Raw genomic sequence first — 26,414 nt, forward strand, 5'->3', positions numbered from 1 at the left:
CCGCCTTCGTTATGAAGGTGGGTTTTCTGGTATATACTCATAATTTACATTGTAAATCTGCCAGATAACTAAACGACTATCTGGCAGATAAACCGCGAAAATCAGAGTAAATGATACTGCTTCGCTTTGTTTCTTAGGAAGCTTAAACCGTCGGTCATTACTTCTTCTGGGCTGTTGGCAACAGGTCGCCATACAGAAAGGGCAGAAGCAATCTGAGGAGGGAGGTTAATAAAGCTTTCCATCGCCATACCACCTTTGTAATGAATGGCAGACAGCGCTGCGAAAACCTCATCCCAATCACATGTTCCTGCCCCCGGTACACCGCGATCACTTTCAGAAAGGTGAATGTATTTTAGATGTTCCCGACACGCTAAAATACCGTTGGCTGCGCCTTTTTCTTCAATATTCATATGGTAAGTATCCAGATGAATGAAGATGTTGTCAGAACCAATCTTGTTCAGAAGTTCAACCGCTTGCTCTCCCGTATTGAGCAGGTGATTTTCATATCGGTTGATCACCTCAATCCCCAATTCAATGCCTTGTTTTTTGGCATAATCGGCGGTTTTTCTCATGGTGATAGCCACGTTATCCAACTCTTTCTGCGTAGGCGGTTGACCAGTGCGCTCGCCGATACCGCCATAGGTGACACCCGTTAAACACTGACCACCCAGCGCCGCTGTTTTTTCAATCGCCAGCTTAAGGAAATCGAACGCTTTATCAGGCACCTGCGAAGGCAAACGATCCAGTGGCACACCCAGCGAACACACCGCATTTAGTTCCGCTTTTTCCAGCAAATTTCTGGTGTGGGGCGCATCCACCCCCGGAGGATCTAACATGGTGATTTCCAAAAAATCGATCCCTTTGTATTTGGTCGCTTCAGCGATGGCACGTTCAGCGCCTTCTCTTGTCCACTCCAACGCCCACATACTGGTATGTACTCCAAATCCCTTCATCTCATTTCTCCTTTAAGTTTTTTTTCGTTGAAACCTTACCCAGCCCCAGCGAACCACCATCACAGCGATTAAGAACAGCCCCCATGCTGCGGTGGCAAAATGTTGATTGATTCCGATTAAATTCAGCCCTGAAGAGAGCGCCTGAAGAATAACCAAAGCAAGAAGCACCGAGACCACCCGACCAAAACCGCCGAATGGGTCGACACCACCAAGAAAACACGCCAGTACCGTTATCAGCAGATACGACTCCCCGTGCCCGACACGTACCGAGTTGAAGCGCAGCATCATGACAATACCTGCGACGGCGCAAAGCACGCCTGACAAGGTATACACCCAAGTCAGCGCCCGTTTAGTATGTATGCCGGAATAACGCACCGCTTCGATATTGGAGCCCATCAGATAGGTGATCAGCCCCAATCGGCTTTTCGCCAGAAACACATAACACAACAGAAATACCGAAAGCATGATCAAGAGAGGAACGGGGATTCCCAACACGCTGCCATGCCCTAATGGCTGAATGAATTCGGGGAAGCCAGAAATGTCTTTACCGCGCGTCAAAAATTCCCCCAAACCTCGAAGGAAAATCATCATGGCAAGAGAAACCAGTATCGGGTGAGCGTTGGTGTAAGCAATGACGGCTCCCATGATGTAGCCCGATATAGCCCCAACCAGCAACGCCACCAGACAACCACCAATAAATGCCGCGACAGAGGCATCGGTCCCGCCAAATTGCGTCAGTATCCAGGCTAGCGTTAGCCCACAGAAGTTTGCGCTAAAGGTGATTGCCAGATTGAGTCCACCTGTCAGAATGGGCAGCAACATAGCTAGGGTCAAAATCCCGAGCTCCGGCAATTGAAACGCCATAGACTCAAAATTCGCCGCTGATAAAAAACGAGGGGAAGCCAGACTGAACCCGACAAATACGGCAGCTAGCAGCAGGCTTAACCCAAGGTTTTCAATACCCACGGTTTTGATCAGATGCGACCACACACCGTCTGCCGTCTGATTTTCGGTTTTATCTTTGGTGGACTTATTTTGAATAGAGCCAACAGGTGGATTACTCATGCGCTCCTCCCTTCGCCAGATCTTTGCGGTTTCCAAATGAAATGGAAGACCAGTCGATATTCGACACCGAGATCGCTACCAAAATCACTATCCCGACGACCATCTTGAAAGCGTATGGAGACACCCCAAGCAGGTTCAGCCCGTTTTGGGTCACCGCCACCAGCATCACCCCAAGAATACAGCCAAGCACGGTGCCACGACCGCCGCCTAACCTTGCACCACCCAGTACAACTGCGGCGAGTACATCCAGCTCTCGTCCGTACATGGCGTTGGGCACCACTTCTTGCGCGTAATTCACCTGCATAAGCCCTGCGATGCCTGCCATCATGCCCATCCACCCAAACGCGATGTATTGCATTGCACCGATATTGATGCCGATGCGCCGAGCCCCTTCCGGGTTGTTACCAAACGCATAAAGCTGCCTGCCGATATTGGTATGCCGAACCAGAATCCAGGTAGCGAACACGCATATCGCCATCACCACAACCGGAAGCGTCAGTTCCGCCCAAGAGCCGTTCGGCATTTCGTGTTCAAAAATGATGACCCTGTCCGTCCACCAGTCCGGTAAGTTGTAAATGGACACGCCACGGGTAAAGAACATCAACAGACCAAAGAAGGCGTTAAATGTTGCTATGGTGACCACAATAGAAATGATGCGGAAATGGTGAATCAGCGCAGCATTGATGGCACCAAGTGCGATGCCGACCAGAGCCGACAAAGTCACCCCCATTGCCCAGCTCCCGCCGCCTAAATCGATAATGGTAGTGGCTACCAGGTACTGAACAACTGATGCTCCGACGGCAAAGGAGATGTCGATGCCTCCGGCAATCAACACCACCAATAATCCGACAGCAAAAATCAGGTTGATGGAGCTGGCATTCAACAAATCAAACAGGTTGGTTAACGTGAAGAATTGCTCGGTGGAAAACGATAGCCCCACACACGCCAGCAACAACACAAACCCAAGCCAGACTTCTGTTGCCTGATGGCGATAAACTTCTTTCCACCAAGGCAAGGTGGAATGAGCAGAAACATCAGACATACACCACCTCCTCTAAGGCTTTAAGCTCCAGTTGGCGAGGGTCGTATTCGCCGACAATATGCCCGTCTGCCATATGCAAAACTCGGTCGGCGTTGAAATACACTTCCTGAATTTCATCTGAAATGAGCAATATGCCCAGCCCTTGTTTCGCCAGCTTTCTTACAATTTCAAAAATGCCTGCTCGCGCTCCGACATCAACGCCGACAGTGGGGGAATCCAGAATGAGTAATTTGGGTTCGGTCGCCAGCCATTTGGCGATCGCTATGCGTTGCTGATTGCCCCCCGAAAGCGTGGCTATCGCGTCCTCTGGCTGACCGATTTTGACTGCCAGTTCTTTGATCCAGTGGGTGACTAATTCTGATTTTTTATTAGCTGAAATCAGCCCGGTGGACGCCAGTAACTTGCTGAGAACTGGCAGGGCGATGTTGTCGGCAATAGGTTGTTCCTGAATCAGCCCAAGCGAAAGGCGATCTTCAGACAGGTAGGCGATGCCAGCATCAATCGCATCCCGATTAGAGTGAAATGTGGCAGGCTTTCCGTGCATCCGAATAGCGCCTGAATCCGGTTTCGACATGCCAAATAATGTTTTTCCAAGCTCGGTGCGACCAGCACCGATCAACCCGATTAAGCCTACGACTTCTCCTTCTCTCACCGTTAGGGAGACGCGGTGAAACTCTTTTTTGCGAGTCAGGTTTTCGGTTTGAAGAACAACGGGCAAAGAGTGAGTATCCACCGCAGAGACGGAGGATGTGAATGATTTTCCGGTCATCAGCTCGGTTAAGCGAGACTGGGTCATATTGTCGGTATCATACACACCGACCAGTTTGCCATCGCGCAATACGGTAACTCGATCGGAGATGTCCAGCACTTCAACCAGCCGGTGGCTCACAAACACCACCGAAACACCGCTGGCAGATAACTTGCGAACCACTTCGAGCAGGTAGTCGGTTTCTGCCTGAGTGAGAGACGCCGTCGGCTCATCCATAAACACCACTTTGGCATCGGATATTAACGCTCTGGCAATCGCGACTATCTGCCTTTGCGCTATCGGTAAGGCTTTTACAGGCAGGTTTAAATCCAGTTCGACACCCAGTTTCTGCAACGCTTGGGTGGCAACGTCTGCCAGTTTAGAGTGATTAACCCAACGCGGCGACATGCCAAGGCTGCTCTCGATGGCAATGTTTTCTGCCACCGTCAGCTCTGAAAACAACGCCAGATCCTGCCAGATAACAGCGATGCCCTGCGCCCTTGCAATCTGAGGCGTGATTTTGGTGAACCTTTTGCCAGCAAGCTCCATTACAGTATTACTGTCTGGCTGATAGACGCCTGTAATGACTTTGATGATGGTGCTTTTGCCGCACCCATTTTCACCCGCCAGACAATGTACTTCTCCTGCCCCTACTTCAAAGTCCACCTCATCCAGAGCCTGAACTCCGCCAAAGCGAATCGATACGCCTTTAAATCGCAGTGTGGGCTTTGTTTCTGGAGCACTGTGCCGAGCTGCAGAGCCGTTGGGTTCACCCGTTTTTTCGCTTGATCTTTCCACTCAACAATCCTTGTATCCTTGCTTACTTCTAGGGTCTGTTGACCTAAGATTTTGAGCAGGGTGAAGGTTCACCCTGCTCACACGATGTAAACTGCGAGCGAGTTGCTTATAGCCCCATCGCCGCTAAGTCATCGACCGTGTCTTTGTTGAGTTCGACCAGTTGGTCAACGATCAGGTTAGTGGAACCTGCTTCAGGGTTCACCACACCTAGACCTGGGATTTCTGTACCAGCCTGAATGGTTTCGCCTTTGATCAGCTTGTCCGCCATGGTCACAAACACTTTGCCCGCTTCCATTGGGTTCCACATGAAGCCACCCGTTAGCACACCAGAATGAACCAGCTTACGACCCTGACCCGGTGAAAACGGACCAAGTACCAGAACGTCACCCGTTTTACGGCGCTCCTGAACCGCACGAGCCGCACCAATTGGCCCCTGACTACCGAATGCTAAAAAGCCTTTCAGACCCGGATTTGCCGACATCAGATCCAGCGCAGTCGTACGGCTGTCATCCACACTCTCTGCCACGCCATAGCGATCGCCGATAAGCTTCATATCTGGGTGATTGGCTTTGATGTACTCGATTGCCGCGTCTGCCCATGCGTTGTGCAGGGGTACCGTCAGAGAGCCCACAAATACGGCGTATTCGCCTTTACCGCCCATTTTTTCTGCCAGCAACTTACCGTAGGCATCACCAAAACCTTTCACCGAAGCCAGTTCAAAGTTCCAGTCCACGTTTTTCTGAGCGGGTGACTCATGAGTGATAACCTTGATGCCCTGCTGACGCGCTTTCGCCAGCACCGGCTCCAGCACTTCGGCATCGTTGGGTACAACCCCAATCGCATCGACGCCCTGTGCAATTAAATCCTCGATAGCACGAACCTGCAGAGCAGGGTCAGCGCTTGTAGGACCAATCATAAAAGCATCCATTCCCAAGGCTTTACCCTGTTGCTTAATGCCTTCTTCCATCGCATTAAACCAAGGGATACCACCGATTTTCACCACCACACCCATGGTGGGTTTGTCGGCGGCGACGGCAGACATTGCCGTTACAATAGCGAGAGCAAAAATTGAAATCTGTCTAAGCAAAATATTCATAGCTTTAAAATCCTTCTTCGAAACACCCCATTTGGAGTGCAGCTGAGCGACTTGTAGCAAATCGAATCTGGCAGACCACCTGCCAGTCAGGACGGTCGAACTTTGTGTTCGCCCGAATCCAGTGCTCTCAACCTTGAAAGCACCATCGATTGTGCAAAACAACTTTACTTAGGCACCAAACAAAACAATGAGCTTGTCGCACGTTTTTTTGCTCAATGACTCAGATTTAGCACAATCGATAGTGCAAATAGTAATGTATACTTGAGACAAACGAATGCCTCACTATTGATACGGATATAAAATTTAAGTTATTGATTTGCTAACTTACTAAAAAATAAATGATTATTTTTTGTGCAAATCAGACAAATAATTTGAAAGGCATAAAAGGAAGCGCTATGAGCCGTTCAGAGAAAAAAACCACCATTTATGATATTGCCAAAGAGCTGGAGATTTCCCCCTCCACTGTGAGCTCTGCATTAAATGGCACATGGAAAGCTAGGCGAATATCGGAAAAGAAAGCTTTGCACATCCAGCAAGTCGCCCGAGAAAAAGGGTATTACATTAATATGCAGGCACGTGGGCTAAGAGCGGCAAAGTCAGGGATGGTTGGATTATTGATTCCGCAACACGACAGCCGATTCTTCGCTTCTCTGGCTCAGGAATTTGACCATAGCGCCAAAAGCCGCGGGTTGTGCCCTATTGTTATCGCGACCGAACGGGAATCGTCCGACGAGCTCAAAACCGCTGAAACTTTGATCTCCTTTTCGGTTGACGCACTGTTTATAGCAGGTGCATCAAATCCAGATGCCATCAGCGAGCTATGCCGGCAGGCTGCGGTGCCTCATATCAACCTCGACTTACCGGGTTCAAAAGCCCCATCCATCGTGACAGATAACTTCTCAGGGGCAACGGATCTGGTTTCTGCTTTAAGGGGAAGAATTGGGAATGCATGCCCGCATACTATGGTGTTTATTGGCGGTAACTCGGAAGATTACGCCACCAGTGAACGCATTCGGGGCTTTAACCATGCGACTTCGGATTTACCTGGCAGCCAATGCGCCATCTATGCCGAAGGCTATTTACCAAAACAAGTTCAGGAAACCGCCAGCCGAATCTTTCAGCCTTCAAAACCCGCCCCTGCCGGTGTCTTTGTTAACTCCATTACCGCTTTTGAAGGCATCATTCAGTTTATGCAGGAAAACCACAGACACCCGCTCAGGCGCTCGGTGATCGGCTGTTTTGACTATCACCCGTTTCTCGCTTACGTCCCATACAACGCTTTTATGGTGCGCCAAAATGTGGAAGAGATGATCCATCTGGCATTTGAGTGTTGGGAGCGCGGCGACACTGGCAACCATGTTGTAAAAGTCAAACCCAAGCTGGTTATCAACGGGACATAACCCCTTTATCTATAGGGTGTTGGGTTACAAATAAGCGCATCAACTGCCAAGGGGCATTGTGGAATTGCAATAAAACGGTCACAGTTCAGAGTCTTCTCAACATGACTTGCGATTCATAACCGAGATACACATAATCGAGCTCAACCTATTTGTTTAACTTTTGTTTCTAAGCGGTTAGGGTCTGTTGACCTAGACTGGACAGGTATAGTTTCATGAACATCATTTTGAACACCGATTCGTACAAAGCCTCCCATTACCTTCAATATCCGCCAAAAACAGAATTCGTATCCAGTTATATAGAATCCCGCGGTGGTGAATACCCACAAGGTGTTTATTTCGGTTTGCAGATGTTTCTTGACCAGTATTTGTCGAAGCCTCTTTCTCAGGAAGACATTGATGAAGCGAAAGCCGTATTGACCGCACACGGTGAACCCTTCAATGAAGAAGGCTGGCAATACATTCTGGATACGCACAAAGGATACCTGCCCGTTGAAATTCAGGCACTCCCTGAAGGCAGTGTCGTGCCTGCCCGTACACCGTTGGTGCAGGTTCAGAACACGGACCCAAAATGCGCCTGGTTAACCAGCTACCTTGAAACCGCGTTATTAAGGGCAGTCTGGTACCCGACCACCGTCGCCAGTAAATCTTTCGCTATCAAATCCATCATCCGGCGTTATTTGGAAGAGACAGCCGACAGCCTTGACGGTTTGCCATTCAAACTGCACGACTTTGGCGCTCGTGGTGCTGCAAGCAATGAGGCAGCTTCCATTGGTGGGTTGGCACACCTTCTTAACTTTATGGGCACAGATACCGTCTCTGCTTTGGTTTACGCAAGACGTTACTACAACGAAGACATTGCAGGCTATTCTATCCCGGCGGCAGAGCACAGCACCATAACGGCATGGGGGCAGCAAAACGAAAAGCTAGCCTACCAAAATATGCTTGAGCAGTTCGCCAAACCCGGAAGCCTGGTGGCAGTAGTCAGCGACAGTTATGACCTGTTCCATGCGATAGACCACATCTGGGGCAACGAACTAAAGGAGAAGGTAGAACAAAGTGGCGGAACCTTGGTTGTTCGACCAGATTCGGGGAACCCTGTGGAGATCGTCGCGCAAACCATCGAGCGATTGATGGCGAAATTTGGAGAGAGTCGAAATTCGAAAGGCTTCCGTATGCTGCCAGACTGCGTGCGCGTGATTCAGGGCGATGGTATTTCCAAAACCACCATCGAAAGCATTCTAGCGGAGCTGAAATCCAAAGAGATCAGTGCAGACAACTTGGCATTTGGTATGGGTGCAGAGCTGCTGCAGAAGGTAAACCGAGATACCATGAAGTTTGCCATGAAAGCCTCTGCCATTTGTATTGACGGTAAATGGCACGACGTTTACAAAGACCCAGCGACCGACCCAAACAAAGCGTCCCGAAAAGGTCGTCTGGCCGTAATCGAGGCATCAAACTGGGAAACGGTTCGTGAAGATGAGTTGGACGGTCGTGAAAACGCACTTCAGGTTGTGTTCAAAGACGGTCAGGTGCTCAAGCGCCACACGCTTCAGGACATTCGCGAACGAATTCAAACCTACGTCTGATTGTAATAACATGACTTGGTGTTGCCACAACTAAGTGTGGCAACACCTCTTTACTCCCCCGAGCCTGTGAGCAGACACAGATGATCAGTGGAAAGTAAATCCACCATCCACATTCACCGCCTGACCCGTTACGTGCTCTGCCTGAGCAAAATACACCGCAAGCTTGCCCATATCTTCCGGGGTTTGACCTACGCCTTGAGGGATCAGAATGTCTTGGTGGCGCGCCCAGGATTCTTCCATGGTTTCACCTTCCAGTTTCCAACGCTCAGCTAACCCGTCCGGTCCGTACCACATGGCGGTAGGCACAATACCCGGACAAATCGCATTCACTGTAATACCTGTACGTTGCATCTCTTTTGCCAGCGAATTGGTAAACCCGACCACTGCAAATTTCGATGCGCAATAGTGCGCCAAATCGGGGAAACCTTCTTTTCCCGCAATAGAAGCAACATTAATGATCCGTCCGCTTCTCGCTTTTTTCATGGCGGCAATTTCAGCTTTGCAACACAAGAACACCCCTTTGGCATTCACGTTGTTCACAAAGTCCCAGTCTTCTTCGGTTAATTCTTCAACAGACTTGATACTGAGTACCCCTGCATTATTGACCGCTATATCCAGCGTTCCAAAGCGTTCGACGGCTTTCGATACCATGCTTTGCACATCTTCCCATTTTGAAATATCACTTTGCAGAGCCAGTGTCTCAACGTCATAGCCAGTCAACTCTTTTGCCGTCGTTTGGGCGTTGTCGACATTGATATCGGCGATCACTAAGTTGCAACCGAGTTTGGCAAATTCCGTTGCGATGCCTTTGCCAATCCCTCTCCCCGCACCTGTCACAAGCACTGTTTTTCCTTTCAGAGACATAAGATTTCCTTTCTGTTTATTGGTTTATTCAAAACTCAATAATCAAAAAGTGTTCCGGACAAGATGGTCTAACAACCAATTAATAAATAAAGAGTTAGAAGAAAGTTAAAATCTATGTGGTGTTGCAGGGAGAAGTTAGATGCAACAGGTGTGGCATTGGTGGAATCAAAGGTGAGAAATGGAAAGTAGAAAGAAGGTCATAAGACTTATGACCTTCATAATCAGCTAATTAGAGTGAGAGCGTAAATATTCGATCCGCATACATTTTCCCGCCGATTTCATAGGCGTCGGGAACGGTTTCTTTCAGTTCAAAACCACTCTTTTCAAGGACGCGTTCTGAGGCGATGTTTCCTTCAGACACAATGGCTCTGAACTGAGTAAGTTGGTGCTCACTTTCTGCCCATTTCAGCAATGCTTTGAGAGACTCGGTGCCATATTGCTTTCCGTGAAAGTCCGGCAACAGCAAGTACCCGACTTCTGCAATGCCTTTATCCATAAAGAAACCGGTCACGCCAATAGACTTTCCGGATGCTTTTTCACGAAGTACCAAACAAAGCCAAGCTTCTGATTCAGGCGTCCACTCAGGCAATCGGGATTCAAACTGTCGTCGGATATCGTCTTCCTCTGGTGCATCAAAACACAGTGCGATCACCGAAGGGTTAGTGAGAAGCTCTCTAAACAGCTCCCAATCTGATTCGGTAATAGGTGACATAGAAAGACGAGACGTTTGAATCATAGAATTTCCTTTTTATGATTGAACTAAAGATTGCCTGTGTAGGCACTGAATAAACATAAACTGGGGTTTGGTTTTTAATCGGTGGTATCGGTCTGGTGACATCTCTTTCACCTTTTCTGTTACCTGCCCTTCGGTAAATTGGGAAACCACAAGACCGCTTTGAGTGATGGCGGCAAAGCTCTCGGTTAAAGAACGGCGATAGAAAGAAACTTCAACAGGCTGGCTAAGGGTGTGCCATTCCTCTTCGATCAGTTCGCACTGGAAGTAATCGCCACTTGGTGACTCAGAAAAATCCACCATAGGGTGATGGGTAGAAAACACCAGCATACCCGTTGGTTTGAGTACTCGGGCGCACTCTTTGAAAAACGCCGATAAGTCCTTGAGATAATGAACCATAAGCGGGCATACAATCACATCGGCACTTGCCGCTTTTTCCTGAGGCAAACCCAGAGACAGATCCTGAGCGTAAGCGCGAACCTTTTCATCAAACCGCGACTGGACAAGTTGGATCATCTCGGAAGACAGATCCACGCAAGTGACGTTAGCTGCCCCAGCTTTTAAGAAATGGTCGGCGTATTCACCAGAACCACATCCTAAATCCAATACGACTTTACCCGTCACATCGCCGACCAACGCCAGCGTAGATGGACGCTCGAAATTGGCATTGTAGATGTTGTCTTCCACTGCCTTGGCATACTCTTTTGCATGTTTGGTGTACATATCGAATTTCATAAAACTTCCTATGGGATAAGCACTTAAAGCCGGTGACGAGTAAAGAGTTCAACAAGACTATCGCTTTTTTCAAATTCAGTGCAATCAAAACTTTCGCTGATTCGTCATACTAATGAAGTGCAAAATTTTCACTCATTAAAGAAGAGAATCAATATGGAACAAAAACACTCAGTTTTTGCGCAAGCTGCGCTGTTTCTTCGTTTAGGGTTGGGGACCGTCTTTGTGATTGGCGGGCTGTCTAAGCTCAGCCTTCTGCTCTCCTCATCAAAACAGGCGGGTATGGTTGCCAATTATATGGGGACAACCGGATACATTAATGAACTGTTCCAGGATTATTTGTTCAGCAACGGAGTGTTAACACCTTGGTTCTTTCTAACTTCACTTTCAGCGTTTGAGCTGGCTTCGGGCATTGCTTTGATTATTGGCTTCATGGTTCGCCCGCTTGCCCTTTTTTACGGCTTACTTTTATGGACGTTTGTCTTTTCTCTCCCCGTGGACACGGTGCCCGGAGCATCGGTGGGCGTGAAAACCTATACGTCCCCCGCAATATTCGTTCAAATCCGTGATATTAGCCTTTCCGGCATGATGTTCGTGCTGTTTAACCTCGGAGCAGGAGCGAGGAGCTTTGATTACCGACGAAACTTGGGTAATCACACAACACCAGACTGGGAATCCCTCGGGTTGCTATTGCGATTCTCCCTAGGTTTGACGTTTATTGTGGGCGGCTTTTTTGGCACTTACGCCAAAATCCCTACCTTTGCGACACCGCAGATCATTCTGGCTGTCATCGGGGTGGCTTTGATATTCGGCAGAGATCAGCAAATCAAGGCTGCTGGAATAGCGGTAATCGCGGTCATGCTGTGGTTTATGATGACCAAAATCAGTGTCGACAAAGGCATTATCGCCAACTTAAATGGCTTTAAGCGGGAATTTGCACTCGCCGCGGCGGGTCTTGTTTTAGTAAGGCTTGGTGGGGGTAGCCGTTTTACCTACCGTGATGTATTCCATCGGGCTAAACGCACACTGAAACCCAATAATCTACCTGATTCGCCGATTGTGTAAGGAGCTGCCATCGCCTGCGGGTACACGCCAGCAGGCGAATAAGTTAAATATGTTTGGTTTATTTAAACGCTCGACACATCAGACTTTAGACAAAGCGCTTCTTAACCAGCTCTATCGCTATGCGCTTTCGCTTTGCCACGACGAATCGCAGGCTCATGACTTGGTGCAGTACAGTTGTGAAAAAGTACTCACAGCCAAAGTCGAACCAACGCAAATCAAGCCTTATATGATGAAGGTCATCCGGCACGCATTTATCGACCAATATCGGCGAAAACAATTCGAACTGGTTAAAGGCGACAGTGAAATTTTAGAGACCATTGAAAAAGAGAGCGATGTACTCAAATCACTGGAAGACATCGCCATTGATGAACAACATGTTGACTGGATTTTATCCCGGGTCACACCGCATGAGCGAGAACTGCTCTACCTGTGGGCAGTAGAGGGCATGAGCGTTCAGGAAATCGCAGAGATGACCGACACACCAAAAGGGACTCTGCTTTCAAGACTGAACCGACTCAGGAAAAGAATCACGACAGAATTTAACCACCTCCAAGATCAGGAGGCACAGCAATGAACCAGAAACCATCAGACAAAAAGCTCAAACAGGGCGTTAAGCAGTTTTATAAGAGCCAGCATCTTTCTGAAGATCAGCTGGAGGCGATGCTGCATAAAACATCAACGCCCAAAAGCGCCTTACCGTGGCAGCGAGCCGCCATCGCAGCCATGTTGCTGATCGCAGTCTCGTTATTCTTCCTATTTCCGACCAGAAATCACTATTTGGATATTTCCTCAGAAATTGCCTACAACCATAACAGCCAAATGCAAATGGAAGTGATGACAAGCTCCTTATCGGGTATTCGCACGTATCTGAACCGACTAGATTTTTCGCTGACCTCTTCTCAGCATCTTCCCACCAGCCAGTGGCAAGTGATTGGGGGGCGTTATTGCAGTATTGAAGGTAAGCTCGCAGCACAAATCAAAGTAAAACACCTGGAAACCAACGAAATCTATACCCTGTATCAGGCACGTTTGCCTGATTCGTTAGAATCCGGAGTGAAGCGATACACCACCGATATTGATGGTGTAAACGTCACGCTATGGGAAGAAAACGGATTGCTGATGGGGCTGGCGAACTGAAAAGCTAAACTGGAAACACTTTTTCAAAGCGTTCCAGCACCAATTCTGAATCCTCACTAAATTCAGCGCCGACTTCACTGGCATATTGGGTAAAAAACTCGACATGCACTTTGTGCCAGTAGGCATAGGAACGATCGCCTTCCCCTTCGGAGTAAGCAAACTCTTCCGTCACTTGGTTAAATGGGGAGAAAGACACATCGCTCAATTTCACAATGCATACTGGCTCTTCTTTCCAGTTCAATACAATGGTTAGCCTTCCAACCACCGGCAGCGGCTCATTTTCGATGTCATAGCCTTGCTTCAGGCTGCACGATGCGGTTTTGATACGCTCATTAATCAGCCGAGCGCACTCGTTCGCATTGTATTCATCGGCACAAAAATACTCGGCAGTAATTTGAGGGATGGTCTCTCTTTCATGTTGCGGGAGCGTTTCAAGGTATTGGTTTAGAAAGGCTTGTTGTTCTGGTGTCACTGCTGTCTCTTCCTTATTGACTTTTAAAGTATTATTTTCTGAGATTCTATCACTTGCCATCACACTATTTATAAAAATATGGCGGAAAGTCATTTTTAAATGCTAAAAATCGAACCGTCCGATGCTGTTTTCCATCATCTTGTTTTTTATAGAAAGTTAACTCTTTTCGCCCGCAACTATACCTATCCAAAAGCGCTGTTTCCTCTTCTTCAGAGAACTGGAAATTTAGTCTGTATTCTTGTATACAGGTAAAAAAGGAGTCTATTTTTGTCTATTTTCATGGGGAGCTTACAGGATTGGGAGCTCGATAAATATAAGGCGGTAAGCCCGCAACTTCGCTCGATTTTACGAAGTCGTATTATCAGAAATGACCTGAAACCGCGCGAAAAGGTATCGGAACCGGCCCTCGCTAAACTTTATAATGTTAGCCGTCAGCCAGTACGCGAAGCATTTATCACACTGGTTAATGAAGGATTGCTCGAAATTCTGCCTCAGCGAGGGACGATCGTAAAAGCCATCAGTTCAGAAGCGGTACTCAATGGTCGATTTATTCGTGAAGCCGTCGAGTCAGACATCGTTGCTAAACTTGCAGAAAATCCAGATAAAGAATTCATTGCTCATCTTAGAGAGTTGATTGATGAGCAAAGAGAGGCAGCAATTAAAACACCGGATCTCTTCCACAGCCTGGACGAAAAATTTCATCGGACATTGGCTGAGAAAGCAGGGCTTACTGTTGCGTGGGATTTCTTAGACTCCATTAAAGTCCATATGGACAGAGTAAGATTCATCACCGATGGGAAGGAAGGAGAAGTTCCGGTATCACAGCTGATCGAGCACCATGCAAGCATTGTTGATGGCATTGAATCTGGCAATTCCGGAGCAGCACAGAATGCGATGAGAATTCACCTTCAGACACTCCTTGAATCTCTACCCAAAGTTAAAAGCCTTCATCCAGAATACTTCACAGATTAACGGATTACTCGATTTTGACTGGTTTATCCAGATAAAAACATAACTCCCATTCAACACAACAAATCCCGCGTACTTATTAAACTAGACCAATAAGTACGCTGCACCTTGAACCTTCGTTTCTTATTGCTTAGCCACCAACCTAATTAACCCACAAGGTGGCTGATTTTCTGATCAAATTTTGCCATCTGAAAACTACTTTTGGGTGGATTACGTCCTTCTTTTTATACTGAATCACACACATATCTGTTCGTTTTTAGTTCACATTTAAATAACATTCTGTTGACTTGAATGGAAGTAGACAAGTATAAAATTACTTGAAACAAAGACTATGATCCTTTTAACGGAAAACGGGAACTATCAGGGTTAGAGCACTGCTCAGATCCAATAGATTTTTTCTCATGATTGCCTTAGGGATCTTCACATTTAGCCAATTTAACTCACGGAGGATTTAAAAATGGGGCTATTTCCAAAGCTGTCTAAAGTAGGGTTTGCTGCTGGTTTGAGCGCAATATTGATGACTTCAAGTGCACTGAGTGCAGAAGTCACTCTTAAGCTAGGTCATTTAGCGAATGAGAAAAATGCCTGGCACCTGGCGGCAGTTCGATTTTCTGAAGAACTCAAAACCTTAACAAAAGGGAGGATCGAAGTTCAGGTGTTCCCAAATGAATCATTAGGTAAAGAGATTGATCTGATCAACGGAATGCAGTTGGGCACCGTAGACATGACGATTACTGGGGAAAGTTTACAAAACTGGGCTCCCCTGGCTGCGTTACTCGCTGTCCCCTACGCATACAAATCACTTGAGCACATGGACGAAGTCGCAAGCGGTGAAATAGGAGATAAAATTGAATCTCAAATCATCGATAAAGCCCGAATTCGCCCTCTCGCCTATTTTGCACGAGGACCAAGAAACCTGACCTCTAACAGACCAATCACCTCACCTGCCGAACTCAAAGGGCTTAAGATGCGCGTGCCAAATGTGCCTTTATTTGTTGATGTATGGAAATCACTGGGCGCATCCCCTACACCAATGGCATTTTCTGAAGTGTTCACATCTCTACAAAATGGCGTTATCGGTGCGCAGGAAAATCCACTCGCTCTTATCCGATCCGCCAATTTCAATGAAGTACAGACTCACGTAAACAAAACGGAACATGTTCGCTCCTGGATCTATTTGACCATTTCAGAAATTACCTGGTCGAAGCTATCTGACGCAGACAAAAAGGCGGTAAAAACTGCAGCGATCATTGCGCAGGACTACGAACGCCGACTCCTAAACAATAGTCTTGCTGAGGATCAAGCCATTCTGGAGTCGAAGGGAATGACGTTTGTTGAAGTCGATGGCGAGGCATTTCAGGCAGCAGCAAAAGATGCCGTACTGGCAAACGTGAAACCGGAAATTAAAGCAATCGTAGAAGAGCTATTCTCTAACTAGTGTAAAGACGTTAAAGCAATTGTACTGATGCGTAGTCATTAGCAGGAAGTCAAATGAGAAGAATAGAAGAAATATTAGTAAGCTGCTGTAGATGGTTGATTGGTATTGCATTTGCAGCGCTTATTGTTGCAGTACTCATGCAGGTTGTCGGACGCTTGTCTGGCGACTCTCCTATCTGGACTGAAGAAATGACCCGATTCGCTCTACTTTATGTTGCCTCTATAGGGGCAGGATTATCATTTCGTTCAGGGGATTTGGTGAATGTTGATGTGTTTTGCGAAGCGTTTGGTGAGGTATGGTCAAAGCGATTCAGGCTTCTTTCAGCGGTTTTGACTGCTGTCATGTGTGCCGTTCTTTTCGCCCCAACCTGGCAGTACGTTGAAATTGGTCAACTACAAACTTCGCCTGCGATGGAGCTACCTATGCATTTCGCCCACTTTTCTATCATGGCGTTGCTATTGCTGCTTTTCGTGTTCTCTCTGCTACGCGCGGTATCAATTGCTTTACTCGGTCAAGATGGTCGTCCAATGGAGCTGGAGTAACCTGATATGGGTATAGCGATTTTACTTGGAATGTTTTTATTAGGTTTGATCATTGGATTGCCTATTGCTGTCACGTTGGGCATTGCCTCACTGGCGTACCTGACATACATGGGAATTCCAATTGTGGTGATGCCGCAGAAAATGTATGCCGGAATGGATGTCTTTGTTCTTTTGAGCATTCCGGGATTTATCCTTGCGGGTAACCTAATGAATATGGGAGGAATAACTGAGCGCATTATTCGTTTCGCCAACGCATTGGTTGGCTGGGTGAGAGGTGGGCTTGGTCTGACCAACGTTGGGTCGTCGATGTTATTTGGCGGTATTACAGGTACTGCCGTCGCCGATGCAGCATCAATAGGTGGTGTGATGATCCCCGGGATGAAGAAAGCTGGTTACCCTGCCGACTTTTCTGCGGCGGTCACCGCGGCATCTTCAACGGTTGGACCAATTATTCCGCCATCCGTCCCCATGATCATAGTGGGTGCTCTTTCCGGAATTTCTGTCGGTCAGATGTTTCTGGCAGGTGCCATTCCCGGCATTCTAATGGGGTTGGCGATGATGGTCACCACCTACTTGATCGCTCGTCGCAAGAAATTTCCCAAACAACCCTGGCTGGGGTTCAGAGAAATCGCCGCATCTTTTGCTGGTGCATTCTGGGCAATAGCCATGACGGGGATCATCATCTATGGGTTGCTGAGTGGGGTGGCAACACCCACAGAAACCGCGATAGTCGCTAGCGTTTATGCTTTTGTAATAGGGGCATTTGTCTACGGAGATCTGCCCATTAAGGCAGTTCCTAAGATACTGGTCAACAGCGCAATCTCTTCAGCCGCAATCTTGGTGCTGGTGGGCTTTGCCAACGTATTTGGTTGGATATTGGTATCCGAGCAAATTCCTCAGGCTATAGCGAATGGCGTGCTTGCACTCACTGATAATCCTATTTTGGTCATACTGATCATCAACATTCTTTTACTGTTTGTTGGCATGTTTATGGAGACGATAGCCGCGTTGATCATTTTATTCGTGCCATTGCTTTCGCTAGCTCAGGCTGTGGGGATTGAACCCCTGCACTTTGCTACGTTTGCTGTGCTTAATTTGATGATTGGTTTAACCACGCCTCCGCTGGGAGTGTGCTTGTTTGTCTGCTCGAACATTGCTCGCACACCGCTGACACCAGTGGTGAAAGCCATACTTCCATTCCTGCTAACCAATATTTTGGTGTTGTTACTGGTTTCTTACATACCAGCACTTGCGACTTGGCTACCTTCGGTGATGAGCCGCTAGCTACAAAAATCTGGTCCAACCGTATTAACTCTTAATAGATTAAAACGGTTGGACCTGTTGTCGGCATGGGGTTATTTAGATTTTATAGCTTTACGTTTTTGGCAAACACTTGCGACAAACTCGGTTTTCGCGTCCGTGTAATCATCAATGTGACGATTAGTACTTGCTGCTTGAGATTTTAACTTGGAATAAGCGCTTCTTAGTTCAGCGCTGTTTATTAACTGATTTCGAAAATACATTAAGTCGTGCCATAAATCAGATTCAAAAGGCATGACATGTAAATAGTGAGTCTTAATCAGGTAGCTGTCATCGGTAAATTTGGCAAAAACGACTCGATCAGACATCTCAACTTTTAGCCTCAGAAATCCGATCGCTTTTAATTGTAATTCCAGCTCTGGATTCAAATCACTAAATACACTGATCCCCAAAGCGATATCAATAATTGGTTTTGCACGTAACCCTTCAATCGCGGTACTACCAATGTGTTGAATTCGAGATGTATGAACCTTTGTCTGAGCAACCAACTCCTGTTTGACTCGCTCAAACTCTTTCTTCCAATCAGAATCGTAATCAGCGAGCACGACTTCACTGTGAGCTAAACCTAGAGTCACCTTTTCTCCTTCCTGATAAATCTATTTCATGTAGGGGAACTCTATTGAGACTCCCCCTTTTGCAGTGACTTTATAACCCCGTAGCACCAAGTTCGCCAACGAGTTTTAACCACTCATCTCTTTGCGTTTTATCCGCACCGATCACAGAACCAATTAGCGTGAGTTTTGCGGCTTCCATACCACTGAATTGCAGCGTAAAACGATCCAGTTGTTCAATCACGGGCTGAGCTTGCACCTCGACGTAGTCGTGCGGGGCATCCATGGTTAAAATTAAACGAGACGTTTTCCCTGTCAGCAGTTGCTTGGGCTCTACACTGCCTTCCTCGAATTTAAACGCAAATCCGGGCAAGAAAGTTCGGTCGAGTAACCCTTTGAATTTGGCGGGCAAACCGCCCCACCAGATAGGGGAAACAATCACAATATGATCTGCCCATAAAACCGATTCCTGAAAAGATTCCAAACTAGGTTCTAACGGCTGAACATCATCGTATCCGCTGTCCAGGCTGATGTTAAAGTCCAATTCGGCCAGATTGATACGTTTAACCTGATCTTGTTCTCGGGCTTGCAATTCATAGCTGTCTGCCAGTGCATGAGAAAAGCTAGACGATTTTGGGTTGGCGTTGATTACTAAGATGTTTTTCATTGTCTGACCTCGTTCAGTAAAGAGGTAGCTATTACATCTCTGCCCTTAAGGTCAGAGTCAACGACTTTTTGGGCAAGAATCTATGGCTGAGATACAACCATCAATTTTTTCTATATTTCTCATAACCCTAGCAAGTTCCTGTTGCAGATTATTTTTTATCTCTAACAAGAATATATGCACTTTTTGCCAATCGACTTCACCATCTTGGTAAGTGATCACCCCTTTCAATTGTGCCAAGGTTACGCCTAATGATTTGGCTTCTACAATAAGCTGAAGTACTTCAAGATCCGTCTCTGAATAAATACGGTAGCGCCCTCGACGCGCAGGAGGCTGAATCAGTCCCTTTTCTTCATAAAGCCGAATGGCTTTTGCCGATAAACCCGTGTGTTTGGATACTTGTCCTATTAGCATTGATACGCCTTATTTGTTCAGTCCAGGTACTTTGTCAGTGCTCGCTGAATAAACTGAATGTCTGATGGAAAGAAGTCGTTCAAAGGCAAGTTTTTCGGTTCCATCCAAAAAAACGTTTGTTGTCTTTCAGGATCAGTCGCGGTTGGCTCATTGTGAGTGTCTTCGGACAGAACCACATAGAAAATGTCGCCACCAAACTCGTTTTTCCCAATTTCGACAGCCAGTTTCGAAACCGACTCCAGCCCAGTCTCTTCTCTGAGTTCTCGGATAGCCGCTTGCTCACCGGATTCCCCCTCGTCAACAGAGCCGCCAGGAAACTCAAAAACCATGCCTTTGCTGCGTCTGAAACGTTGCTGAACCAAAACCTTTCCATCTCTGACGACTACTGCCATTGCCAGGTGTCTTTCGTTACTCATGTTTCACTCCTGCACTATTTGATAAAGATGCCCGCTTTCACAATCATTTTGATAAGGCTTTTGCTTCACCCACCCCAGCGACTGAGCTACTTTCAGGCTGGCGATGTTGTTCTCTGCAATAAAGATGTGAAAAGTCGACAGGTCATAACGCCGGGATAACTGGCTAAGTGCCAGTTGGCACATCTGTTTTGCTAACCCTTTTCCCCAAAATTTTTTGCGGATGAAATAACCAAAATCGCGTTTCCCTTCGATGATTTTCATGCCACAAAAACCCACCAACTCTCCCGATTTTGAGCATCGGAATGGAAATCGATCCTTCTCGGATTGGGCGGATTCAAACCACTCTTCCGCTTCTGCCAGAGTGAGCGCTCTGCGAGGACCTAAAAAGCGCATCACCTCTGGGTCGGTTAAGAGATCAAATACGTTGTCTTTGTCGGAATCATTAAGCGTGGTGATCACTGTGTCCATCGAAGCCTTTTACATCCATTGTCATTTGCACTTCAGTAGCAGGGTTACCACTGGCTAGAATTAAGATATCAGATTCAATACGTTGCGTAACTTCAAAGCCCATTCTTTCAAAGATAGATACATTTCCCGTCTGCGCCACACACCATAGGGAGAGCCTTGATGCGGAAGCATAATTTTTAATCACTTCCTTGATCATCTTTCCGGCAATACCTTTTCTACTCCTTATGAAAAGTTAGTCTCCTTTTTCACTCTGTCGGGTCACTATTCTGAACAAAACCTACTTCTTTGCCACTTATCGTTAATGATAATAATTATCAATCATGATATAGGTATTGAGTTATATCTTTAAAAAAATAAAGGACACATCATGTTTAAGAAATGGCTGTTTTCCATTTTGCTTGTGCTTAGTACCCCAGTTTTAGCAACCATTGAAGTCAAGGACGAGCTTTCTACTCTCACGTTAGAAAAAGCACCTCAACGCGTCGTTGCACTGGAGTTTAGCTTTGTCGACGCTCTGGCCAACCTCAACATATCCCCGGTTGGTGTGGCGGATGATGGCGATGTGAATCGAGTCATTGAGCCGATTCGCGACAAGATCAGTGACTGGACATCCGTTGGTTCTCGCTCTCAACCAAGCTTGGAAGTCATTGCCTCTCTAAAGCCTGACCTGATCATTGCTGATGTAGAGCGTCATGAAGCCATCTACGAAGACTTAAAATGCATTGCCCCTACTCTTATCCTGAAAAGCCGTGGCGAAACTTATGAAGATAACCTAGCCGCAGGCATCAAAGTCGCAGCCGCTTTTGACAGAGAAGCAGAGATGCAGAAAAAAGTGAACGCACACAACCAACGCATGGATGAAGTTGCGGCGCGAATCAATAAAAAAGCGACTGTGATGTTTGCTGTGTCCACGGCTAAGGGCGTTTGGATGCACGGTCCAAAGGCATACGCTGGCGGCGTAGTTTCTCGCTTGGGTCTTAGCTCCCCAATCACTGAAGATAACGGAAAAGCCTACATCAGCACTACTCTGGAAAACCTTGTCAGGCTAAACCCTGATTACTTCCTGGTAGGCGAATACGGCACTGAAACAACGGTAGACAAGTACAAAGAAAACCCACTTTGGCCAATGATGACCTCCGTGAAAAACGAGCAATACGTCGAAACCGATGCCCGCTTGTGGTCGCTGAATCGCGGTATGATCGCGGCTGAAATCATGGCTTCTGAAATCGAGCACCTGCTTAAATAAGTTTGCTTAGAAACAATGACAGGTTCGTTCTCTTTTTCTGAAAAGAGCGCGATTCGTACCTCTGTGGTATGTTTCGCGCTTTTTTCCCTTTTGCTGTTTGGCGCAGGCTGGTCTTTGATCAACGCACCAAGCTTTCCCATGAACTGGAGTGATGTTTCCGACTTTGTGCTGCAACAAGACGGAAACGCCATTCATCAGCAGATTATTTCCTCGATTCGGCTTCCACGCACACTGACCGCATTTTTGGTTGGTGCAGGTCTGGCAGTGGCAGGGCTACTGATGCAGTCGATTACCCGTAACCCGCTTGCCTCTCCTTCTATCCTTGGCGTCAGTGCCGGAGCGGCATTCGCTTTTGCCTTTGCTTCCACCGGGCTTTTACCCTGGTTAGCTGGCGTTCCGATTCTGGTGGTCACTTTTGTTGGTGCCGCTTTATCCGGCACGTTGGTGTTCTTTCTCGCAGGGTTACACACGGCAAGACCACATCCTCTGCGCATTGTGCTGGCGGGCATTGCGCTAAATTTTCTGTTTATTTCACTGACTCGCGCTGCGGTGATTTATGCCGATGAAAACGCCTATGGGGTTTTACACTGGCTGACCGGTTCAGTGGCAAACACCGACTGGGAAGACACAAACTTGGTGATGCCTTGCGTTCTGATTGGGCTGTTCGTCTCTGTTTATCTCTCTTTTCAGCTGAACTTGCTGAAAATGGGCGAAGAGATGATGCGCTCCGTGGGCGGTAGCGTGTTTAAAGTGCGAGGGCTTGCCTGCTTTGTGATTGTGCTGCTCATCGCTGGCTGTGTGAGCGTGGCGGGTCCCATTGCTTTTATCGGTTTGATTGCTCCGCACATCGCCTTATTTTTGGTGGGCTCTGACGTGCGTTATCAATTGCCTGTCGCAGCCTTACTTGGAGCGAATCTGGTGCTGTTTTCTGATATTGCCAGCCGCTTTATTTCTCCCGGACAGGAGAGCCCTGTCGGCATCATTACCACTTTGTTTGGCGCGCTCTTTTTCCTCGCATTTGTGCGTTTTAAGCTGGGGAGGCAGTCATGATTCGCTGGTATTCCTGGGCTGCCATTCTGGCTTCAGTCTGGTTGCTTTTTGCGGTCTGGCACATCAGTGCAGGCGCGGTTTCTATTTCAATGAACGACATTTGGTCGACGTTGACAAGGGCATCAAACGAACACGAATTTACGCTATTCGGATATCGGATTCCGCGAATGATTGTCGCCTCGTTAGTAGGAGCCGCACTGGCGCTCTCTGGCTTGCTGGTTCAGGGAGTTGTCAGAAACCCATTAGCCTCACCAGATATTCTGGGCGTGACCTCGGGCGCGAGCTTCGCGGTGGTGCTCACCAATATCTTCTTTAACGATCTGCCCGTTCATTGGCTCCCCTTTGTGGCGCTGACTGGCGGAGCCATTTCTACGCTTCTGCTATTAGCGCTTGCCAAAGACATGCTCAATCGCCCTGCGGCTTTTGCGCTTATTGGTATCGCCCTTGCGGCGGTATTCTCTGCGGGTATCGACTTCTTATTGGTGAGTTTTCCTTTAGAAATCAACACGTCTATGGTCTGGCTCACGGGCTCGGTCTGGGGGAGAAACTGGTCCCACATTCCGCCTCTTATCTTATGGCTTATGGTATTGATACCTTTCGCCATCTACCTTGCCTACAAACTCGACATATTAGGGCTGGGGGATGAAGCCGCTCACGGGCTGGGAGTGAAAGTGCCGTTTGTTCGACTGCTCACACTGATCATTTCGATTGCGCTGGCGTGCGTTGCGGTATCGATTTGCGGCAACATTGGATTCATTGGTCTTGTAGCCCCTCATGCTGCAAGGATGATGGTAAGAGGACGCCATTTGGCAATCATCCCTTCGACTTTGTTGATTGGAGCGATTTTGCTGCTGAGCGCCGACCTCTTCGCCCGAATACTTATGCCCCCCATCGAGTTACCTGCCGGGGTGCTCACGGCCTTTATTGGTGCGCCTTACTTTATTTATTTACTCAGCCGCTACAAGAATTGGTAAACACATGAAAGAGATAGCTGCATTTCATGCAATGAATGTGACCTTGGGCTACCAAGACACCACCATCATACAATCGATGACTGCATCGATTAAAAAAGGAAAACTGACGGCTCTGATTGGTCCGAATGGCTGCGGTAAATCAACATTCTTGAAATCGTTAGTACGCCTGCTGAAACCGTCGAACGGGCAGATTCAGCTCTATGATGAGAAGCCCATTCATCAGTACAAAGACAAAGAGTACGCCAAGTACGTATCGCTTCTTCCCCAAACGCCTATTGTGCCGGAAGGTGTCACAGTAAGAGAGCTGGTCGGCTATGGTCGAGCTCCCTACCTCAACACATTGGGCAGGCTTACCAAAGAAGACAAACAACGAGTGGAAGACGCCATGGTAGAAACAGGCACAGAAACACTCGCAGACAGGCGTGTCGATGAGCTTTCAGGTGGTCAGCGGCAGCGCGTATGGATAGCCATGGTATTGGCTCAGAACACCGATATCATTCTGCTGGATGAACCGACCACGTATCTGGATTTATCGCACCAATATGAACTGCTCCACTTACTGGTAAAGCTAGTGAAACAAGGGAAGACCGTCGTAGTTGTGCTCCACGATTTAAGTCAGGCTTGTCGCTATGCCGATGAACTGATGGTAGTAAAATCGGGCGAGCTCTACGCTCAGGGAAGCCCAAAAGAGGTGTTCACAGAAACCATGCTGGCTGAAGTTTTTGATCTGGATGCCCGGATTATTGACGACCCAGAATCCCACACACCGATGGCAATACCCAAGATCCCGTCTTTAAGCTAATCAAACCCACTCTTCAATGGAAAACGCCGCATTTCGACATAGTAAGATTGCGGCGTTTTAATTATCAAATATGATGCTCAATTCTCACCCCGCAATTAACGCTCAAAGGTAGCGTTGTCATCGAATTGAGACATTCCGCGTCGCCTTTCCGAGATACAATAAGTCATCCACCTCACCCAAACTTTCAAGCCCAAACGAACACGATCAGGTTAAAACCAATAGTTGATTGGAAAAATAAATAAGGACATTTATGAATATTACCCTCGATACGGCAAAGGCATTAGTCGGAGCCGCCCGAGAAGTCGCGAAAAAGGAAGTCATGCCCTATTTTCGCAAAACGAGCCAGCTGTCTGTAGAGAGTAAAAGCTCCGCCTCAGATCTGGTCACCACCGCAGATAAGAATTCCGAAAAACTCCTATCCATGAAGATCGCAGAGATCTTGCCAGAAGCAGAAATCATAGGAGAAGAAGCGGTAGAGAATGATCCCAGCTTGCTAAACAAGATAAACACTGCCAGTCAGTGCGTGATCATTGACCCTATCGACGGAACATGGAACTTCGTAAAAGGGGTTCCGGTATTTGGGATTATTATTGCAGTAGTAGAGGGTGGAGAAACCGTCTGTGGCGTTCTCTATGACCCAGTAATGGACAACTGCACTTACGCCGTAAAAGGAAAAGGAGCGTACCACATCGCATCAGACGGAGAAGTCACACCCGTTTATTCCGCAAAACCAACGGACAGCTTTACCGAAATGGAAGGGTTTGTACCCGCATTTTCATTTCAGCCCAGCGAATACAATTTCATGTTTAAAGATTTGTCTCAGTTTGAGCGGATCAACACCCTGCGTTGCTCCTGTCACGAATACAGGACGCTCTCCGAAGGTGGAGTTCACTTTGGAATATCAGGCTCACCAAAGCCTTGGGACAACGCTGCGGGGGAACTCGTCTTCAGAGAGTCTGGAGGCTACGCTGCCATTTTAGAAACAGGCAAAGCCTACAAACCCGGATCTGATAACAAAGGAATCCTGCTTCTCGCACCAAACAAGGAAAATTGGCAGAAACTGCAGCAGCATTTTCTTGAGTAGGGTTAGCTGGGGGAAACTACGATATTAAGTAGGTGACTTTGTAGTTTGATATAGCGTTCGGCTAAGTTGCAGCTAACTGTCACAACAGCCCATAACTTGAAGTTCTGTAGATATTTGACAGCCGGGGAAATCCATGTAGCTACATCCGTTTAAATGACTTGTTGGTTGTTCACGTCAAAAGCTAGTGCTAACATTTGTACACACACTAACAAAGGAATACATCATGGACACTAGAATTCAGTTTCGTGTTGATGAGGAAACAAAACGCTTAGCTCAGCAAATGGCTGAAAGCCAGGGTCGTACATTGAGTGATGCTTGCCGAGAACTTACTGAACAACTCGCTGAACAACAAAGAAAAACACTGTCTCACGATGCATGGCTAACTGAACAAGTAAACCTAGCATTTGAGAAGCTTGACTCAGGAAAATCGGTTTTCGTTGAACATGAATCAGCTAAATCTCGAATGGAAGAACGCAAAGCCAGAATCCGTAACCGAGGTAAGCAATGATTTTATGGGAAGAAGAGTCACTTAATGATCGCGAAAAGATCTTTGAGTTTCTCTATGACTTCAATCCTGATGCAGCAGAGAAAACCGACAGCCTCATTGAAGCAAAAGTAGAAAACTTGCTTGAGCAACCTCTTATGGGCGTGCAAAGAAACGGAATTCGTGGACGTTTACTCATTATTCCTGAGGTATCAATAATCGTACCGTACTGGGTTGAAGGCGAAGTTATCCGCATTCTGCGTGTGCTCCACCAAAAACAAAAATTCCCTACAGATTGATT

The 26,414-nt window shown here is 47.3% G+C and carries 31 protein-coding genes; 16 read left to right on the top strand and 15 right to left on the bottom strand.

Annotation, left to right across the window (positions count from 1 at the left end; genetic code table 11):
• Positions 1-101: 101 nt before the first annotated feature.
• The 5 genes from INR79_RS18800 to INR79_RS18820 all read right to left on the bottom strand — a co-directional run bounded on the left by INR79_RS18800 (position 102) and on the right by INR79_RS18820 (position 5,702).
• Positions 102-953, bottom strand: coding sequence for a sugar phosphate isomerase/epimerase family protein (locus INR79_RS18800; protein ID WP_223098672.1), 852 nt, complete (start codon positions 951-953; stop codon positions 102-104).
• Positions 954-965: 12 nt separating this feature from the next.
• Positions 966-2,018, bottom strand: coding sequence for an ABC transporter permease (locus INR79_RS18805; protein ID WP_022612323.1), 1,053 nt, complete (start codon positions 2,016-2,018; stop codon positions 966-968).
• Complete coding sequence (locus INR79_RS18810) at positions 2,011-3,060, bottom strand: ABC transporter permease (protein ID WP_223098676.1); 1,050 nt, start codon at positions 3,058-3,060, stop codon at positions 2,011-2,013. Before INR79_RS18810 ends, INR79_RS18805 begins: the two co-directional genes overlap by 8 nt.
• On the bottom strand, positions 3,053-4,606 hold the full coding sequence (locus INR79_RS18815) for a sugar ABC transporter ATP-binding protein (RefSeq protein WP_223098681.1): 1,554 nt from the start codon (positions 4,604-4,606) through the stop codon (positions 3,053-3,055). Before INR79_RS18815 ends, INR79_RS18810 begins: the two co-directional genes overlap by 8 nt.
• Before the next feature lie 106 nt (positions 4,607-4,712).
• A complete protein-coding gene (locus tag INR79_RS18820; protein WP_004404085.1) occupies positions 4,713-5,702 on the bottom strand; it encodes a substrate-binding domain-containing protein in 990 nt (329 codons plus the stop codon).
• 395 nt (positions 5,703-6,097) lie between these two features.
• On the opposite strand from INR79_RS18820, the gene INR79_RS18825 reads away from it, so the two are divergent.
• Complete coding sequence (locus tag INR79_RS18825; protein ID WP_223098684.1) at positions 6,098-7,102, top strand: LacI family DNA-binding transcriptional regulator; 1,005 nt, start codon at positions 6,098-6,100, stop codon at positions 7,100-7,102.
• A gap of 212 nt (positions 7,103-7,314) precedes the next feature.
• Positions 7,315-8,688 (top strand): nicotinate phosphoribosyltransferase, encoded by a 1,374-nt coding sequence (locus tag INR79_RS18830; protein ID WP_223098686.1) that lies wholly within the window; start codon positions 7,315-7,317, stop codon positions 8,686-8,688.
• An 84-nt stretch (positions 8,689-8,772) separates the two neighbouring features.
• Here INR79_RS18830 and INR79_RS18835 read toward each other — a convergent pair whose 3' ends face one another.
• The 3 genes from INR79_RS18835 to INR79_RS18845 form a co-directional block, all read right to left on the bottom strand.
• The gene (locus INR79_RS18835; protein WP_223098688.1) at positions 8,773-9,552 is read right to left on the bottom strand and encodes an SDR family NAD(P)-dependent oxidoreductase; all 780 of its coding nucleotides are present in this window, start codon (positions 9,550-9,552) and stop codon (positions 8,773-8,775) included.
• 229 nt (positions 9,553-9,781) lie between these two features.
• Positions 9,782-10,288 carry a GNAT family N-acetyltransferase gene (locus INR79_RS18840; RefSeq protein ID WP_223098701.1) on the bottom strand — a complete coding sequence of 169 codons (507 nt, stop codon included), beginning with the start codon at positions 10,286-10,288 and terminating at the stop codon, positions 9,782-9,784.
• Between the two features lie 12 nt (positions 10,289-10,300).
• Complete coding sequence (locus tag INR79_RS18845) at positions 10,301-11,020, bottom strand: class I SAM-dependent methyltransferase (RefSeq protein ID WP_223098704.1); 720 nt, start codon at positions 11,018-11,020, stop codon at positions 10,301-10,303.
• Between the two features lie 153 nt (positions 11,021-11,173).
• Between INR79_RS18845 and INR79_RS18850 the strand changes: the two genes are divergently transcribed.
• The 3 genes from INR79_RS18850 to INR79_RS18860 are packed head-to-tail and all read left to right on the top strand — an operon-like array spanning position 11,174 to position 13,219.
• Positions 11,174-12,082 (top strand): DoxX family protein, encoded by a 909-nt coding sequence (locus INR79_RS18850; protein ID WP_223098706.1) that lies wholly within the window; start codon positions 11,174-11,176, stop codon positions 12,080-12,082.
• A 49-nt stretch (positions 12,083-12,131) separates the two neighbouring features.
• Entirely contained in the window at positions 12,132-12,656 is a 525-nt protein-coding gene (locus INR79_RS18855; protein ID WP_223098709.1) for an RNA polymerase sigma factor, read from the top strand.
• On the top strand, positions 12,653-13,219 hold the full coding sequence (locus INR79_RS18860; protein WP_223098711.1) for a hypothetical protein: 567 nt from the start codon (positions 12,653-12,655) through the stop codon (positions 13,217-13,219). The genes INR79_RS18855 and INR79_RS18860 overlap by 4 nt, the downstream gene beginning before the upstream one ends.
• 4 nt (positions 13,220-13,223) lie before the next feature.
• Here the strand turns inward: INR79_RS18860 and INR79_RS18865 are convergent, their stop codons facing one another.
• Positions 13,224-13,691, bottom strand: a complete 468-nt coding sequence (locus INR79_RS18865; RefSeq protein ID WP_223098713.1) for an ASCH domain-containing protein — start codon at positions 13,689-13,691, stop codon at positions 13,224-13,226.
• Between the two features lie 267 nt (positions 13,692-13,958).
• Between INR79_RS18865 and INR79_RS18870 the strand changes: the two genes are divergently transcribed.
• The 4 genes from INR79_RS18870 (at position 13,959) to INR79_RS18885 (ending at position 17,924) form a co-directional block, all read left to right on the top strand.
• Positions 13,959-14,663, top strand: coding sequence for a GntR family transcriptional regulator (locus tag INR79_RS18870; RefSeq protein ID WP_223098715.1), 705 nt, complete (start codon positions 13,959-13,961; stop codon positions 14,661-14,663).
• Positions 14,664-15,117: 454 nt separating this feature from the next.
• Positions 15,118-16,098, top strand: coding sequence for a TRAP transporter substrate-binding protein (locus INR79_RS18875; RefSeq protein ID WP_223098717.1), 981 nt, complete (start codon positions 15,118-15,120; stop codon positions 16,096-16,098).
• Positions 16,099-16,151: 53 nt separating this feature from the next.
• Positions 16,152-16,640: a TRAP transporter small permease gene (locus INR79_RS18880; RefSeq protein ID WP_223098719.1), complete on the top strand. Its 489-nt coding sequence runs from the start codon at positions 16,152-16,154 to the stop codon at positions 16,638-16,640.
• A gap of 6 nt (positions 16,641-16,646) precedes the next feature.
• Complete coding sequence (locus INR79_RS18885; RefSeq protein WP_223098722.1) at positions 16,647-17,924, top strand: TRAP transporter large permease; 1,278 nt, start codon at positions 16,647-16,649, stop codon at positions 17,922-17,924.
• A 71-nt stretch (positions 17,925-17,995) separates the two neighbouring features.
• Here the strand turns inward: INR79_RS18885 and INR79_RS18890 are convergent, their stop codons facing one another.
• From INR79_RS18890 to INR79_RS18915, 6 genes are all read right to left on the bottom strand, one after another.
• Positions 17,996-18,535, bottom strand: coding sequence for a GrpB family protein (locus tag INR79_RS18890; RefSeq protein WP_223098725.1), 540 nt, complete (start codon positions 18,533-18,535; stop codon positions 17,996-17,998).
• A gap of 70 nt (positions 18,536-18,605) precedes the next feature.
• On the bottom strand, positions 18,606-19,178 hold the full coding sequence (locus tag INR79_RS18895) for an NAD(P)H-dependent oxidoreductase (RefSeq protein ID WP_223098728.1): 573 nt from the start codon (positions 19,176-19,178) through the stop codon (positions 18,606-18,608).
• Positions 19,179-19,235: 57 nt separating this feature from the next.
• Complete coding sequence (locus INR79_RS18900) at positions 19,236-19,589, bottom strand: MerR family transcriptional regulator (RefSeq protein ID WP_223098730.1); 354 nt, start codon at positions 19,587-19,589, stop codon at positions 19,236-19,238.
• 17 nt (positions 19,590-19,606) lie between these two features.
• Positions 19,607-20,005: an NUDIX hydrolase gene (locus INR79_RS18905; protein WP_223098733.1), complete on the bottom strand. Its 399-nt coding sequence runs from the start codon at positions 20,003-20,005 to the stop codon at positions 19,607-19,609.
• Positions 20,006-20,008: 3 nt separating this feature from the next.
• Positions 20,009-20,473, bottom strand: coding sequence for a GNAT family N-acetyltransferase (locus INR79_RS18910; protein WP_223098758.1), 465 nt, complete (start codon positions 20,471-20,473; stop codon positions 20,009-20,011).
• Positions 20,448-20,669 (bottom strand): hypothetical protein, encoded by a 222-nt coding sequence (locus INR79_RS18915; RefSeq protein WP_223098760.1) that lies wholly within the window; start codon positions 20,667-20,669, stop codon positions 20,448-20,450. The genes INR79_RS18910 and INR79_RS18915 overlap by 26 nt, the downstream gene beginning before the upstream one ends.
• Positions 20,670-20,840: 171 nt before the next feature.
• On the opposite strand from INR79_RS18915, the gene INR79_RS18920 reads away from it, so the two are divergent.
• The 7 genes from INR79_RS18920 to INR79_RS18950 all read left to right on the top strand — a co-directional run bounded on the left by INR79_RS18920 (position 20,841) and on the right by INR79_RS18950 (position 26,412).
• Complete coding sequence (locus tag INR79_RS18920) at positions 20,841-21,719, top strand: Fe(3+) dicitrate ABC transporter substrate-binding protein (protein WP_223098762.1); 879 nt, start codon at positions 20,841-20,843, stop codon at positions 21,717-21,719.
• Between the two features lie 15 nt (positions 21,720-21,734).
• Positions 21,735-22,769: a FecCD family ABC transporter permease gene (locus INR79_RS18925; RefSeq protein WP_223098764.1), complete on the top strand. Its 1,035-nt coding sequence runs from the start codon at positions 21,735-21,737 to the stop codon at positions 22,767-22,769.
• Positions 22,766-23,743, top strand: coding sequence for an iron chelate uptake ABC transporter family permease subunit (locus INR79_RS18930; RefSeq protein ID WP_223098766.1), 978 nt, complete (start codon positions 22,766-22,768; stop codon positions 23,741-23,743). The genes INR79_RS18925 and INR79_RS18930 overlap by 4 nt, the downstream gene beginning before the upstream one ends.
• Before the next feature lie 4 nt (positions 23,744-23,747).
• Positions 23,748-24,545 carry an ATP-binding cassette domain-containing protein gene (locus INR79_RS18935; protein WP_080927995.1) on the top strand — a complete coding sequence of 266 codons (798 nt, stop codon included), beginning with the start codon at positions 23,748-23,750 and terminating at the stop codon, positions 24,543-24,545.
• A 250-nt stretch (positions 24,546-24,795) separates the two neighbouring features.
• Complete coding sequence (locus INR79_RS18940; protein WP_223098769.1) at positions 24,796-25,629, top strand: inositol monophosphatase family protein; 834 nt, start codon at positions 24,796-24,798, stop codon at positions 25,627-25,629.
• Positions 25,630-25,852: 223 nt separating this feature from the next.
• Positions 25,853-26,137 (top strand): type II toxin-antitoxin system RelB/DinJ family antitoxin, encoded by a 285-nt coding sequence (locus tag INR79_RS18945; RefSeq protein ID WP_004404015.1) that lies wholly within the window; start codon positions 25,853-25,855, stop codon positions 26,135-26,137.
• Positions 26,134-26,412 (top strand): type II toxin-antitoxin system mRNA interferase toxin, RelE/StbE family, encoded by a 279-nt coding sequence (locus INR79_RS18950; protein WP_004404011.1) that lies wholly within the window; start codon positions 26,134-26,136, stop codon positions 26,410-26,412. The genes INR79_RS18945 and INR79_RS18950 overlap by 4 nt, the downstream gene beginning before the upstream one ends.
• Positions 26,413-26,414: the final 2 nt, after the last annotated feature.

Origin of the sequence: Vibrio sp. SCSIO 43132 (assembly GCF_019904195.1) — a bacterium.
GTDB classification, from domain to species: domain Bacteria; phylum Pseudomonadota; class Gammaproteobacteria; order Enterobacterales; family Vibrionaceae; genus Vibrio; species Vibrio nigripulchritudo.